14 protein-coding genes and 1 pseudogene are annotated in these 12,641 nt (G+C 72.3%); 8 read left to right on the top strand and 7 right to left on the bottom strand.

The features are described from left to right. The first annotated feature begins 1 nt into the window (after nucleotide 1). From resB to ACU436_RS39950, 3 genes are all read left to right on the top strand, one after another. Nucleotides 2-1,657, top strand: a complete 1,656-nt coding sequence (gene resB / locus ACU436_RS39960; protein WP_459032350.1) for a cytochrome c biogenesis protein ResB — start codon at nucleotides 2-4, stop codon at nucleotides 1,655-1,657. After that, nucleotides 1,654-2,556: a c-type cytochrome biogenesis protein CcsB gene (gene ccsB / locus ACU436_RS39955; protein WP_459032349.1), complete on the top strand. Its 903-nt coding sequence runs from the start codon at nucleotides 1,654-1,656 to the stop codon at nucleotides 2,554-2,556. The genes resB and ccsB overlap by 4 nt, the downstream gene beginning before the upstream one ends. Before the next feature lie 116 nt (nucleotides 2,557-2,672). Beyond that, entirely contained in the window at nucleotides 2,673-3,932 is a 1,260-nt protein-coding gene (locus tag ACU436_RS39950; RefSeq protein ID WP_459032348.1) for a MinD/ParA family ATP-binding protein, read from the top strand. A gap of 17 nt (nucleotides 3,933-3,949) precedes the next feature. Here the strand turns inward: ACU436_RS39950 and ACU436_RS39945 are convergent, their stop codons facing one another. Then, the gene (locus tag ACU436_RS39945; RefSeq protein WP_459032347.1) at nucleotides 3,950-4,168 is read right to left on the bottom strand and encodes a hypothetical protein; all 219 of its coding nucleotides are present in this window, start codon (nucleotides 4,166-4,168) and stop codon (nucleotides 3,950-3,952) included. 75 nt (nucleotides 4,169-4,243) lie between these two features. After that, the gene (locus ACU436_RS39940) at nucleotides 4,244-4,465 is read right to left on the bottom strand and encodes a BldC family transcriptional regulator (protein WP_459032346.1); all 222 of its coding nucleotides are present in this window, start codon (nucleotides 4,463-4,465) and stop codon (nucleotides 4,244-4,246) included. A 160-nt stretch (nucleotides 4,466-4,625) separates the two neighbouring features. On the opposite strand from ACU436_RS39940, the gene ACU436_RS39935 reads away from it, so the two are divergent. Next, the gene (locus tag ACU436_RS39935; RefSeq protein ID WP_459032345.1) at nucleotides 4,626-4,982 is read left to right on the top strand and encodes a DUF4229 domain-containing protein; all 357 of its coding nucleotides are present in this window, start codon (nucleotides 4,626-4,628) and stop codon (nucleotides 4,980-4,982) included. Here ACU436_RS39935 and ACU436_RS39930 read toward each other — a convergent pair. From ACU436_RS39930 to ACU436_RS39910, 5 genes are all read right to left on the bottom strand, one after another. Then, complete coding sequence (locus ACU436_RS39930) at nucleotides 4,938-5,819, bottom strand: 1,4-dihydroxy-2-naphthoate polyprenyltransferase (protein WP_459032344.1); 882 nt, start codon at nucleotides 5,817-5,819, stop codon at nucleotides 4,938-4,940. The genes ACU436_RS39935 and ACU436_RS39930 overlap by 45 nt on opposite strands. 41 nt (nucleotides 5,820-5,860) lie before the next feature. Then, nucleotides 5,861-7,066, bottom strand: a complete 1,206-nt coding sequence (locus tag ACU436_RS39925; RefSeq protein ID WP_459032343.1) for a hypothetical protein — start codon at nucleotides 7,064-7,066, stop codon at nucleotides 5,861-5,863. Nucleotides 7,067-7,182: 116 nt separating this feature from the next. Next, complete coding sequence (gene menE, locus ACU436_RS39920; protein WP_459032342.1) at nucleotides 7,183-8,388, bottom strand: o-succinylbenzoate--CoA ligase; 1,206 nt, start codon at nucleotides 8,386-8,388, stop codon at nucleotides 7,183-7,185. Between the two features lie 112 nt (nucleotides 8,389-8,500). Next, nucleotides 8,501-9,406, bottom strand: a complete 906-nt coding sequence (locus tag ACU436_RS39915) for a 1,4-dihydroxy-2-naphthoyl-CoA synthase (RefSeq protein ID WP_459032341.1) — start codon at nucleotides 9,404-9,406, stop codon at nucleotides 8,501-8,503. Between the two features lie 37 nt (nucleotides 9,407-9,443). After that, on the bottom strand, nucleotides 9,444-9,650 hold the full coding sequence (locus ACU436_RS39910; protein WP_459032340.1) for a DUF4177 domain-containing protein: 207 nt from the start codon (nucleotides 9,648-9,650) through the stop codon (nucleotides 9,444-9,446). A 170-nt stretch (nucleotides 9,651-9,820) separates the two neighbouring features. Here ACU436_RS39910 and ACU436_RS39905 point away from each other — a divergent pair, with 170 nt between their 5' ends. The 4 genes and pseudogenes from ACU436_RS39905 to ACU436_RS39890 form a co-directional block, all read left to right on the top strand. Continuing rightward, complete coding sequence (locus ACU436_RS39905; protein ID WP_459032339.1) at nucleotides 9,821-10,591, top strand: N-acyl homoserine lactonase family protein; 771 nt, start codon at nucleotides 9,821-9,823, stop codon at nucleotides 10,589-10,591. Then, nucleotides 10,588-11,877 carry a hydroxyacid-oxoacid transhydrogenase gene (locus ACU436_RS39900; protein WP_459032338.1) on the top strand — a complete coding sequence of 430 codons (1,290 nt, stop codon included), beginning with the start codon at nucleotides 10,588-10,590 and terminating at the stop codon, nucleotides 11,875-11,877. The genes ACU436_RS39905 and ACU436_RS39900 overlap by 4 nt, the downstream gene beginning before the upstream one ends. Beyond that, complete coding sequence (locus ACU436_RS39895; RefSeq protein ID WP_459032337.1) at nucleotides 11,878-12,312, top strand: FmdB family zinc ribbon protein; 435 nt, start codon at nucleotides 11,878-11,880, stop codon at nucleotides 12,310-12,312. It begins immediately after the preceding gene. After that, a pseudogene (locus ACU436_RS39890) lies at nucleotides 12,239-12,607 on the top strand (hypothetical protein); the annotation flags it as partial. The gene ACU436_RS39895 and the pseudogene ACU436_RS39890, both read left to right, overlap by 74 nt. Nucleotides 12,608-12,641 lie beyond the last annotated feature (34 nt).

Here is a 12,641-nt window from a genome sequence, read left to right as displayed (position 1 = left end):
GATGGTGACGCCCACCGAGACCCCGACTCGCGAGCACCAGGATCCCGAGCCGCGCGCGCCCGTATCGCGACTCGCGCAGGTGGGCGGGGTGCTGCGCAACGCGTGGCGCGGGCTCACCTCGATGCGGACGGCGCTCGTGCTGCTGTTCCTGCTCGCGCTCGCCGCGCTGCCCGGGGCGCTGCTGCCGCAACGGTCCCTGAACCAGCAGCTCGTCGACCAGTACTTCGCCGACTACCCGTGGCTCGCGCCCACGCTCGACCGCCTCGGGTTCTTCGACGTGTTCGCGGCGCCCTGGTTCGCGGCGATCTACCTGCTGCTGATGATCTCGCTGATCGGCTGCGTGCTGCCGCGCACCGTCGAGCACGCCGGGGCGATGCGGGCCGAGCCGGTGGCCACCCCGCGGAACCTGGCGCGGATGCCGCACCAGGCGAGCGCCACGCTCGACGTCGGCATCGACGAGGCCACCGAGCGCGTCCGCTCCCGGCTGCGCGGCTGGCGGCGCGCCGAGCGGCCGGACGGGGCGGGGCGCACGGTCTCCGCGGAGAAGGGGTACCTGCGCGAGGCGGGCAACCTGCTGTTCCACCTGAGCCTGATCGGCCTGCTCCTGGGCTTCGCCGCAGGCAAGCTCTTCGGCTACGAGGGCCAGGTCATCGTCATGTCCGGTGGCGGCCAGTTCTGCAACACCGGCATCCTCGGCTACGACACGTTCCGCGCCGGGCTGCGGGTCGACGGCACGAACCTCAGCCCGTTCTGCGTCCGCCTGGACGACTTCCAGGCGGACTTCCAGCCGAACGGACAGGCCGAGAGCTTCCGCGGCACGCTGTCCTACCAGAGCGCGGAGGATGTCGAGGCGGGCGTCGAGCGGTGGAGCACCCACCAGCTGGAGGTCAACCACCCCCTGCGGGTGGACGGCAACCGCGTCTACCTGCTCGGCCACGGCTACGCCCCGCGCTTCACCGTCACGTGGCCGGACGGGCAGCAGCGCACCGGCGAGATCCAGTGGCGGCCGGTCGACCCGGGCACCCTGCTCTCGGAGGGCGCCACGAAGTTCGAGCCGCCCGGCGTCACCGACGAGGAGGAGCGGCGCACCTCCCAGCTCGCCGTCACCGGGCTGTTCGCCCCCACGTCGTCCGGCGGGGACATCGTGACGTCGGTGTTCCCGGGCCTGCTCGCCCCCGAGGTCGCCGTCGACGTGATGCGCGGTGACCTGGGCCTCGACGACGGCCGCGGGCAGTCGATCTTCCAGGTGGACCAGCGCATGATCGACTCGGGTGCCCTGACCCGGGTCGCGCGGGCCAACCTGGTGCCGGGCCAGTCGCTGACCCTCGACGACGGCACCGCGGTCCGCTTCGACGGCGTTCAGGACTGGGCGTACCTGCAGGTCAGCTACGACCCCGGTCAGGAGGCCGTGCTCGTCTTCGCCGTGCTCCTGCTGGTCGGGCTCGGCCTCTCGTTGACCATCCGCAGGCGCCGGTTCTGGGCGCGGCTCACCCCCACCGACGACGGCGCACGCACCGTGGTCGAGCTCGGTGGGCTGGCCCGCACCGACCGTGCGGGCTACGGCGAGGAGTTCGACCGCATCCGGGCCGACCTGCTCGACGCACCTGAGTGCTCCCCGGCGGGAAGCACCAAGGCACCAGAGGAGAAGAACCAGTGAGCGTCGAACTCGCTACTTTCAGCGATCGCCTCTTCGTGGCGGCCGCCGGGATCTACGCGCTGGCGATGGTCTTCCACGCCGTCGAGTTCTCGGCGGCGCGGGCGAAGACACCCGTGCTGGTGGGGGCGGCCGGGCCCGACGAGGAGCCGGTGCGCGGCCGACCGGAGCGGTTCGGCCGGATGGCCGTTGCGCTGACCGTGCTCGGGGCGGCGCTGCAGCTCGCCTCGATCGCCACGCGCGGGATCGCGGCCGAGCGGTGGCCGTTGGGCAACATGTACGAGTTCATCGCGGCGATCGCCATCGCCGCGATCGGTACGTGGCTCGTCGTGCTGCGCCGGTCGCCCGCCGTGCGACCCGCGGGCCCGTTCGTGCTGTTCCCGGTGCTCGTCCTGATGGCGCTGGCCGGATCGGTGCTCTACGTTCCGGCCGGGCCCGTGATGCCGCCCCTGCGCTCGTACTGGATGAGCATCCACGTCAGCACCATCTGCATCTCGTCCGGGCTCCTCGTCGTCGCAGGCGTCGCGAGCCTGCTGTTCCTGCTGCGCCGTTCGGGATCGCTCGCCGGGGTGGCCGACAAGCTGCCGGAAGCCGACGTGCTGGACCGGCTCGCCTACAGCATCACGATCATCGCGTTCCCGCTGTTCACGTTCGCGATCATCACGGGGGCGATCTGGGCGGAGGCCGCGTGGGGCCGGTTCTGGGGGTGGGACCCGAAGGAGACCATCGCGTTCGTCTCCTGGGTGATCTACGCGGCGTACCTCCACGCCCGGGCCACCGCGGGTTGGCGGACCGGTCGGGCGGCGTGGGTGAACGTCGCCGGCTTCGCTACGATTCTTTTCAACCTCTTCTTCATCAACATGGTTGTCGCTGGTCTGCACTCGTACGCCGGGCTGGGCTGACGCCGTGTGACACGGCGCCACCCGACCGCGCCTCGACCCCGCGCGGTCGGCCGACTACCGTCAGCGTCCGTGTGGGGGTTCAACGGTCGAATCAATGCGCTCGGCGGGATGTACTGATGACAGAGCGTCAACCCGGTGACTACCCGGATGGCTCGGTGGGCCGGTATGTCCGTGAGCGCTGGGGCGCTGGCGGATCTCAGGCCGCGCCGGCACCGGTCGCGCCACCGGAGCCGCCTGCGCCACGCTCCGACCCCGACGCACCCCGCCCGGCCCAGTCCGGATCCGGGGACGCCACGATGCCGAACCAGTTGCGGGCCGAGCGCCCCTCTGCGGAGGCACCGGCGGATGCTCCGCCTGCCGCACCGCGCACCCCGCCACGCGGCACCGCCCGTTGGACCGACCCCGGTGCGGTAGCGGCCCAGGAGGCGCAGCGCGCCCGCAGCGGGCGGGCGGAGCGGCCCGACCTGAGCACCGCGCGGGTCCTCGCGCCCACGCGCCGGCCCCCGCAGTCCGGCTGGCGCCGGCTCGTCTACGTCCTGTCGGGTCGGTTGATCAATCCGGGCGAGAGCCCGGCCGACATCCGCAAGCGGGAGCTGACCGCACGGGTCAACCGCCCGCTGCTCGGCTGCTACAAGATCGCCATACTGAGCCTCAAGGGCGGGGTCGGCAAGACCACCGTCACCGCCACGCTGGGCGCCACGTTCGCCTCGCTGCGCGGCGACCGGGTGGTGGCGGTCGACGCCAACCCGGACCGCGGCACGCTCAGCCAGAAGATCCCGCTCGAGACCAGCGCCACGGTGCGCAACCTGCTGAGGGACGCTCAGCGGGTGCGTCGCTACAGCGACGTGCGGGCGTACACCTCGCAGGGCGCGTCCCGCCTGGAGGTGCTGGCGAGCGAGCAGGACCCCGCGGTGTCGGAGGCGTTCAGCGAGGACGACTACCGGCGCACCGTCACGCTGCTGGAGCACTTCTACAACATCGTGCTCACCGACTGCGGCACCGGGCTCATGCACTCGGCGATGTACGGCGTGCTCGGCCTCGCCGATCAGCTGATCATCGTGTCGTCGGGTTCGATCGACGGGGCGCGCAGCGCGTCGGCAACGATGGACTGGCTCGACGCCCACGGGCATGGTGACCTGGTGAAGAACTCCGTCGCGGTGATCAACTGCGTGCACCGCTCGTCGGGCGGCGTCGATCTCGGGAAGGTGGCCGAGCACTTCGCGGCGCGGTGCCGCACGGTGACCCGGATCCCGTTCGACGCCCACCTCGAGGAGGGTGCCGAGGTGGACCTCGAGCGGCTCGAGCCGGGCACCCGGCTCGCCTTGCTGGACGTCGCGGCGGCGGTGGCCGACGCGTTCGAGGGGCCGCCGGCTTGAGGGTTCGCCGACGGGCCTCAGGCCCCCGGCGGTTCGTCGCGCCTGCGGACCTTCTCGTCGAGTTGACGTAAGAAGTCGGGGTCGTCGTCCGGCCCGCTGACCGGCGGTGTACGGCTCGGGCCGGCCACCGGGCCTCGCCGCTGTGGCTGCGGGAAGTCGACGGCGCCGGAGTTCATCGCCTTCCACAGCACCAGAGCGATGATCGCGGCGCCGACGAATGCGATGAGGAACAGCATTGTCGAACCACCTCCGCAACCGAGGTTAGCCGAGGACGTGCGGGGGCGGGGTGAAGTGCTGTGAGTGGGGCTCGTTCAGGGGCGGGCGGGTGGCAGGGTGGCCTCGCTCGTGAGGTCGGCCAGCATGCTGCGCACCTCGGACTCGCGGAACCGCCGGTGGCCGCCGGGCGTGCGGATCGACCCGATCCGGCCTGCGGAGGCCCACCGGGTGACCGTCTTGGGGTCGACCCGGAAGAGCGCCGCCACCTCACCGGGGGTGAGCAGACGCTCGGTGCTGCCGGTGTGCGTGATCGACATTCATGACCTCCCAGAACGTGGTGCTTCCGGGCCATCGTGACACCGCGGACCCCAGGTACTCGAACGGTTGTCCGGAGGTAAAGGGCTCTTAAAGGACGAACCGGACAGGTCTCCCACGGCTGCGCGCACGAGTCTCCCGCACCGGTCGTACGCTGGGTGTATGACGTCGCCGACCCACACGGAGCGGCAGCCCGGGCTGGCCGCCGCCGTGGCGCTCTACACCGCCGCCCGCGTCGCGCTGGTCACGCTCATCACAGCGCTGCTGATGGTGGCAGGCGTTCCGTTCGTCATCGCGCTGCTGGTGGCGCTGATCGTGGCGCTGCCGCTGTCCATGGTTCTCTTCCGCGGACTGCGGGCGCGCCTGGACAGCGCGCTGGTCACGGCCCGGGAGCGCCGGTCCCGCGAGCGCGAGGCGCTGCGGGCCCGCCTGCGTGGCGACGCGCCCGCCGACGCCGACCCACCGCTCGTCGCGTCAGACGAACCGTCCGACCGCGAGGCCGGTCGCGGTCAGCAGTGACCAGCCCAGCAGCAACACGCCGGTCTGGGCCAGCACCCGGATGAGCTTGCCGCCCTCCGCGCCGCCGAGGACGTCCCGGATCGGGAGCACCGCGAACGGCAGCGCGAGCAGCGCCAGCAGCATCGGCCAGCTGCGCAGCCCGGCACCCGCCGAGATCAGGAACGGCAGCAGGGTCAGCGCGGCGTAGAGGCGGCGGGTGTCCCGGTCGCCCAGCCGCACGGCGAGCGTGCGCTTGCCCACAGCGCCGTCGGTGGGGATGTCGCGCAGGTTGTTGGCCACCAACACGGCGGTCGTGAGCATTCCCACGCCGATCGCGGTGATCACGGCGAGCGAGCCGGGCGGGCCGCTCTGCGTGAGCACGGTGCCGAGCACACCGACGAGGCCGTAGAAGACGAAGACCGCGATCTCCCCGAAACCCAGGTAGCCGTAGGGGCGGGAGCCACCGGTGTAGAACCACGCGGCCACGATGCAGAGGGCGCCGACGGCGATCAGCCACCACTGACCGCTGAGCGACACCAGCGTCAGCCCGGCCAAGCCGGCCACGCCGAACGCGAAGAAGGCCGCGGTCCGGACCGTCGACGGGGTGGCGAGCTGCGACCCGACGAGCCGCAGCGGCCCCACCCGCTCGTCGTCGGTGCCGCGGATGCCGTCGGAGTAGTCGTTGGCGTAGTTCACGCCGATCATGAGCGAGACCGCGACGATCAGCGCCAGCAGCGCGCGTCCCGGCGCGACGACACCATGCCCGAGCGCTGCTCCGGTGCCGGCGATGACGGGGGAGAGTGCGGTCGGCAGGGTGCGCGGTCGAGCACCCTCCACCCACTGCGCGATCGTGGCCACACACGCAACTTATCCCGCCCCCGAACGCGACTCGCGCGCACTCACCCAGCGACTCCCGGGGGTGGGGGGCACGCGCCGACGCGCGGTGCGTCGGGCACCACCGAGGCCTCGACGTACTGGTCGGGGCCGACGCGCAGCCAGCGGTCCTGCACGCACTGCACCGGCACGGACGCGTGGCCTGCCGCGATCCCGACGACCTCGGCCGCGGGGTCGGGGGCCGCCCGGACGTCGGTGTCGGCCGCCACCCGGGCGAGGTGTTCCGAGCCACCGGTCCACAGGTACTCGACGTCGACCCACGAGTTGTTCTTCAGGCCGAGGGCGTCCCAGAACAGCCCGTCGCCGAGGTCGATGCCGGCCGGGTTGGAGACCTTGCGGTTGTACTGGTCCCGCCCGCCGTTGTAGCCGTCGTCGTGGGCGGCCTGGGCCTGTGGCACGCCTTGGGGCAGGTCGCGCCACTCCTGCCGCTCGGAGCTGGGGTTCCAGTAGTCGTCGCGGGTGTTCCACGGCCCGACGTCCCAGACGGGGGCGAACGCGCAGCGTCCGGTGGGCGCGCACACCTTCACGGAGTAGTCGCTGCTGTCGCGCGGCGACAGCGCGCGGCGGGACGGGAGCGCCACGAAGTGGTCGTGGTCGCCGATGACGTGCCCGTTCGCCGTCTTGCCGCCGACGAGCCCTTCGCGCGTGGCGAACACGTGGTAGGTGAGCGCGAGCGCCCGGTCGTCCGCCTCGACCCGGCCCGGCGGTGCCGGGCGGGCGGTGAGGGTGATCTCCCGGACCGCGGGTCCGGCCGCCGGATCGCCCGCGAGGACGAGCCGGGCCTGCACCTCGGCGGACGCGGTCGGGAGCGTGACGGACCGACCCCCGGGCCCGGCCGGGATCCACTCGGTCCACCTGCCCGCGGCGCGCCGCCCCCTGACATCGACGGTGGCGGTGGCGCCGGCCGGAACCTCGCCCGCCACCGCTACCGCGACCTGGTCGGTCGCCGTCGCGAGCCGGCGGGCGGGGAAGGTCAGCAGGCCCGTCGGCTGGGCGGTGGCGTCGGCCGGGGCCCCTTCGGCAACGGCGACGAACGCCGTGCGCGGGTCGATCCGAGCCACACCGCCGTCGAGCACGACACCCGCGGCCTCCCCCTGGCGGAGGTCGGCGGTCCAGGAGGCCGTCGGTGGGCCCGCGACCGCCGGGGTGGCGGGGCCGAGCGCGAGGCTGCTCGCGATGCCGAGGAGTGCGGTCGCGGTGGCCCACTTCATGCGATCGTCCCCTCGGTGCTCGTGTGACGGGTGTGTCCTACGAGGCAGGAGACAGAACGTGATCAGTAACCGTCAATCAACGCAGCGTGACGGGCCCGAAGGGATGTAGGCCGAGGTCATCCGTTCCGGGGGTGTGAGGAGGGGCCGATCCGGGCAGGAGCGTCCTGGGCTGTGAGCAGGCCGGCCGTCGCCATCCGGTCGGGCTTGCCGATCCCGCGCAGCGGGATCCGGTCGACGGCGCGCACGATCCGGGGGGCCGCGGCCCGCCCGAGCTCCTCCCGCACCGCAGCCCGCAGGCGTTCGGCGAGCGCGGTGTCGAGCGGGCGGTCGAGCACGACCGCCGCGGCGACGACCTCTCCCCACTCGGCGTCGGGCACCCCCACGACGCAGGCCGCGGCCACCCCGTCCTGCGCGGCGAGCACGCGTTCCACCGCGGCCGGTGCCACGTTCTCGCCGCCGGTGACGATCACGTCGTCGGCCCGCCCGAGCACCTCCAGCCGCCCGTCCCGCCAGCGGCCGAGATCGCTCGTGCGGAACCACCCGCCGGCGAACGCGGCCGCCGTCAGCCCGGGATCGCCGAGGTAGCCGTCGGCGAGGGTCGGGCCGCCGAGCCGGATCCGCCCGCCGTCCTCCAGTTCGACACGCACGCCGCCGAGCGGGACGCCGTCGTACACGCACCCGCCGGCGGTCTCGCTCATCCCGTAGGTCGTGACGACCGCGACGCCCTCGGCCACGGCCCGCTCGTGGAGCCGCGGCGCGAGGGCCGCCCCGCCGACGAGCACCGCGGAGTAGCCACGCAGCGCGTCGAGGGCCGCACCGTCGGCGTCGAGGAGCCTGGCGAGCTGGGTGGGCACCAGGCTGGTGCAGCGCCGTCCGGTGCCGAGCTCGCGTGTGGCGGCGGCGAAGCCGTCCGGACGGAAGCCGGCACGCAGGTCCTGCACCACCGGCGGGGCACCCGCGAGCAGGGCGCGGACCACCACCTGCACGCCCGCGACGTGCTGGGCGGGCAGCGCGAGCAGCCAGCGCGCGGTGCCGCCGACCCGCTCGGCCGTGGCATGTGCGGACGCCCGCAGCGCGGCCGCGGAGAGCACCACGTGCTTCGCGGCGCCCGTCGAGCCGGAGGTGGCGATCACGACCGCGGCGCCCGCACCGGGCACACCGGCGACAGTGGCCTCCCCGGGTGCGACGGGCAGCACCGCGGGCCCCCCGTCGAGCCCATCGCGCAGCGCGTCGGCGAGGGCGTCGACGGCGTGGGTCGAGCCGTCGAGGGTCACGACCCGGAGCGCGGTCACGGCGCCGGCGCGACGTGGAGCGAACGGCACCTTCGCTCGCACCTGGCGTGCGAGCGGCCCGCTCGCTCGATGGCGCGGCGCGGCGTGGCGGAGCGAGCGGCGCTCTCGCTCGCACGTAGCTCGCGATCGGGCCGTTCGCTCGTCAGTAGTGCCACGGGTAACCCGCCCAGTTCGGCTCCCGCTTCTGCAGGAACGCGTCCCGGCCCTCCACCGCCTCATCGGTCATGTACGCCAGCCGCGTGGCCTCGCCCGCGAACAGTTGCTGGCCGACCAGCCCGTCGTCGATCAGGTTGAAGGCGTACTTCAGCATCCGCTGCGCCGTGGGCGACTTGCCGTTGACCTCCCGCGCCCACTCCAACGCCACCTTCTCCAGGTCGGCGTGCGGCACCACGGCGTTCGCCATGCCCATGCGATGGGCGTCCTCCGCCGTGTACTCGCGCCCGAGGAAGAAGATCTCGCGCGCGAACTTCTGGCCCACCTGCCGCGCCAGGTACGCCGAGCCGAATCCACCGTCGAACGACCCGACGTCCGCGTCGGTCTGCTTGAACCGGGCGTGCTCGGCGCTCGCGATCGTCATGTCGCACGTGACGTGCAGCGAATGGCCGCCGCCCGCCGCCCAGCCGGACACCACCGCGATCACGACCTTCGGCATGAACCGGATGAGCCGCTGGCACTCGAGGATGTGCAGCCGCCCGGCCCGGGCGGGGTCGACCGTCTCGGCGGTCTCGCCGGAGGCGTACTGGTAGCCGGTGCGCCCGCGGATCCGCTGGTCGCCACCCGAGCAGAACGCCCACCCGCCGTCCTTCGGGGACGGCCCGTTGCCGGTGAGCAGCACGCAGCCGACGTCGGGGGTCTGCCGGGCGTGGTCGAGCGCGCGGTAGAGCTCGTCCACCGTGCCGGGCCGGAACGCGTTGCGGACCTCGGGGCGGTCGAACGCGATCCGCACCGCCCCGGTGTCCACGGCCCGGTGGTAGGTGATGTCGGCGAAGTCGAAGCCCTCGACCGGGCGCCACGCGGCAGGGTCGAACAGCTCGGAGGGGGTGTCCACGTTCAGCGACCCTATGCGAACGGCGAACAGCGCCTCGTCAGCCGACGGGACGTTCCAGTGTGACGAGCAGCCCCTCCACCGCGCCGGGGCCGACCCGGCCCTTCACATCGGTGGACGTGATCGACTTCAGCTGCCAGCCCTCGTCCGCCTCGTCGTTCAGGAGGCGCTCCAGCTTGTCGGCGGAGAGCTTCCCGCCGATCAGGCTCTCGCGCAGCTGCAGGACCCGGTACTCGTAACGGCGCATGGACCCAGGCTGCCAGGCCCCGACCCGGCAGCGACGACCTCGTCCATCGATCAGTGCGCACAGATTGACGGGTGCCGTCCCGGGTGCAACGGTCGGGAAATCACTCCCTCAGTGTCGAGAGGATCATGATGGCGACCGCGAACAAGGTAACCGTGATCCCCTGCGGTGCGATGACCGCCGACCTGACCTGGCTGTTGCTGAAGCCGGGCCGGTCGATCACCGACCGCAGTCACAAGGACGCCCCCGCCCCGTGGGTCGATGTCCCCACCCACTGCGTCCTCGTGGAGACCGACGAGGGCAAGCTCCTCTGGGACACGAGCTGCCCTCGCGACTGGGAGGAGCGGTGGGGGCCCACCGGCCTGCAGGAGTTCTTCCCCTACGACCACGTCAGCGACGAGGAGTACCTCGACTCCCGGCTGAACCAGCTGGGCCTCGGCCTCGACGAGATCGACTACGTCGTGCTGTCGCACCTGCACTTCGACCACGCCGGCAACGCCCAGATGTTCAAGAACACCCCCGCCAAGCTCGTCTGCCACGAGCGGGAGAAGGACTTCGCGTTCGGCTTCGACGGGCTCTTCGCCGGCGCGCACCTCAAGACCGACTACGAAGGCCTCGAGTTCCAGACCGTGTCCGGCGACGCCGAGTTCCTCCCGGGCGTCACGCTGATCGAGACACCGGGTCACACGGTCGGGTGCATGTCGATGCAGGTCGACCTGCCCGACACCGGCACGATGATCTTCACGTCGGACGCGGTGTACCTGGGCGAGAGCTACGGGCCACCCGCCACACCCGCCGCGATCGTCAACAACCTCGAGGACTTCTACGCCTCGGTGGAGAAGCTGCGCGGCTACCAGGAACGGACCGGCGCGCAGATGGTGTTCGGGCACGACGCCGACCAGATCCGCCAGCTGCGGGTCGCACCGGAGGGCTCCTACACATGACCGGGATCGACCTCACCGAGGAGACGATCTTCACCTGGGGTGCGCCGCCGCTGAAGTTCGGTGCCGGCGCGTCCGACGAGGTCGGCTTCGAGATGTCGGGCTACGGCGTCCGGCGGGTGCTGATCGTCACGGATCCGGGGATCCACGCCCTCGGCATCCCCGAGCGCATCGCCGACAGCCTCCGGCGCTACGAGATCCGGTCGGAGATCTTCGACGCGGTGCACGTCGAGCCCACCGACGACTCGATGAACAAGGCCACCGAGTACGCCCGCGCGCAGGGGCCGTGGGACGGGTTCGTCGCCGTCGGCGGTGGCTCGGCGATCGACACCGCCAAGGCGATCAACCTGCTCACCAGCCACCCCGGCGAGCTGATGGACTACATCAACAAGCCGATCGGGGCCGCGAAGACCCCACCGGGCCAGCTCAAGCCGCTCGTCGCGATCCCGACGACGGCGGGCACCGGCTCGGAGTCCACGGCCATGTGCGTGCTGGACATCCTGTCGATGAAGGTCAAGACCGGGATCAGCCACTGGCGGCTGCGCCCCACCCTGGCCGTGATCGACCCGCTGCTGACGATGAGCCTTCCCGCCGAGGTCACCGCGTCGGCCGGGATGGACATCGTCTGCCACGCGCTCGAGTCGTACACGGCGCGCTGGTACACCACGTTCGACCGCAAGAAGCCCGAGGAACGGGTGACCTACTGCGGCTCGAACCCGGTGTCCGACCTGTGGTGCGAGAAATCCCTCGCCCTGCTCGCGCAGTCGTTCCGCACCGCGGTGCACCGGGGTGCCGACGACGTCGAGGCGCGGTCGAACATGATGATGGCGGCCACGTTCGCCGGCATGGGCTTCGGCAACTCGGGCGTGCACATCCCGCACGCCAACGCCTACCCGATCGCCGGCATGGTCAAGGACTACCGGCCAGCGGGCTACCCGCAGGAGGAGCCGATGGTGCCGCACGGCCAGTCCGTGTCGCTCACGGCGCCCGAGGCGTTCCGGTTCTCGTTCGAGAGTGCCCCGGACCGGCACCTGCAGGCCGCGCAGATGCTCGACCCGCGGGCGGACAAGGTGAACGACCAGCGCGAGCAGCTTCCCTCCGTGCTGATCAACCTGATGCGCGACATCGGGATCCCGAACGGGATCGGCGGCGTCGGCTACACGGAGGCGGACGTGCCCGACCTCGTGCCCGGCACGATGAAGCAGCAGCGCCTGCTCGCCACCTGCCCGAAGACGCCCACCGAGGACGACATCGCCGACATCCTCACCAAGTCGGTGGAGAACTGGTAGATGCCGATCTACGTCTACCGGTGCGGCTGTGGCGAGCGTTTCGAGCGCCTCGTCGGGATCGACGCGCCGGCGCCGGCCTGCCCGGCGTGTGATGGCACCCCGCAGAAGATCCCGGCCGGGCCGAGCCTGCTCGGCCAGGCCGGGGCCGGCCTGACGAAGGAGCAGATGCCCCAGACGTGGCGCGGCACGCACAACGGCAACCGCGAGTACACCACCGGCCTCCGCCGGCAGTGGGAGCAGCGGCAGCGGCTGGAGGCGAAGCACCCGGAGCTGGCGGGCGACCAGCGGCCGATCATCGCGCACGAGGGCCGGTTCCACGGGGCGCCGCTGCGGGCGGGTGACCCGGTGCCCGGGGCCGGCCATGGTCATGGGCACGGCCACGGGCCGCCGCCGCAGAAGCCCTCCGAGGGAGGTTCAGGAAAGCCACATTCCTGAACCTGGAGGACAGGAATGTGGCTTTCCTGAACTCATGGACGCCCGTCAAGCGTGGCCTAGAGTTCCGCGGATCGGCCGGTTCGCGCGGCGGGCCACGACCGGGCCGGCGTCCGAGCGCGTCGCCGTCATCGGCAGGCGGCTGCCCGTGCACGAGTGGCCACAGCGCGACCTGCGGATCGCAACGGTCGACGCGCACAGCGGCGAGCGCGTCGTGCTCGACCGGGACTCGGGGGCGCCCCTCGTGGAGGCCGTCGCGGCGAGCTGTGCGGTGCCCGGCATCTGGGCGCCCGTGAGCACGGGCGGGCGCCTGCTCGTCGACGGCGGGCTGT

It is taken from the genome of Pseudonocardia wallangbongensis (assembly GCF_054486945.1).
This window is presented reverse-complemented; position numbering and strand designations above follow the sequence as displayed.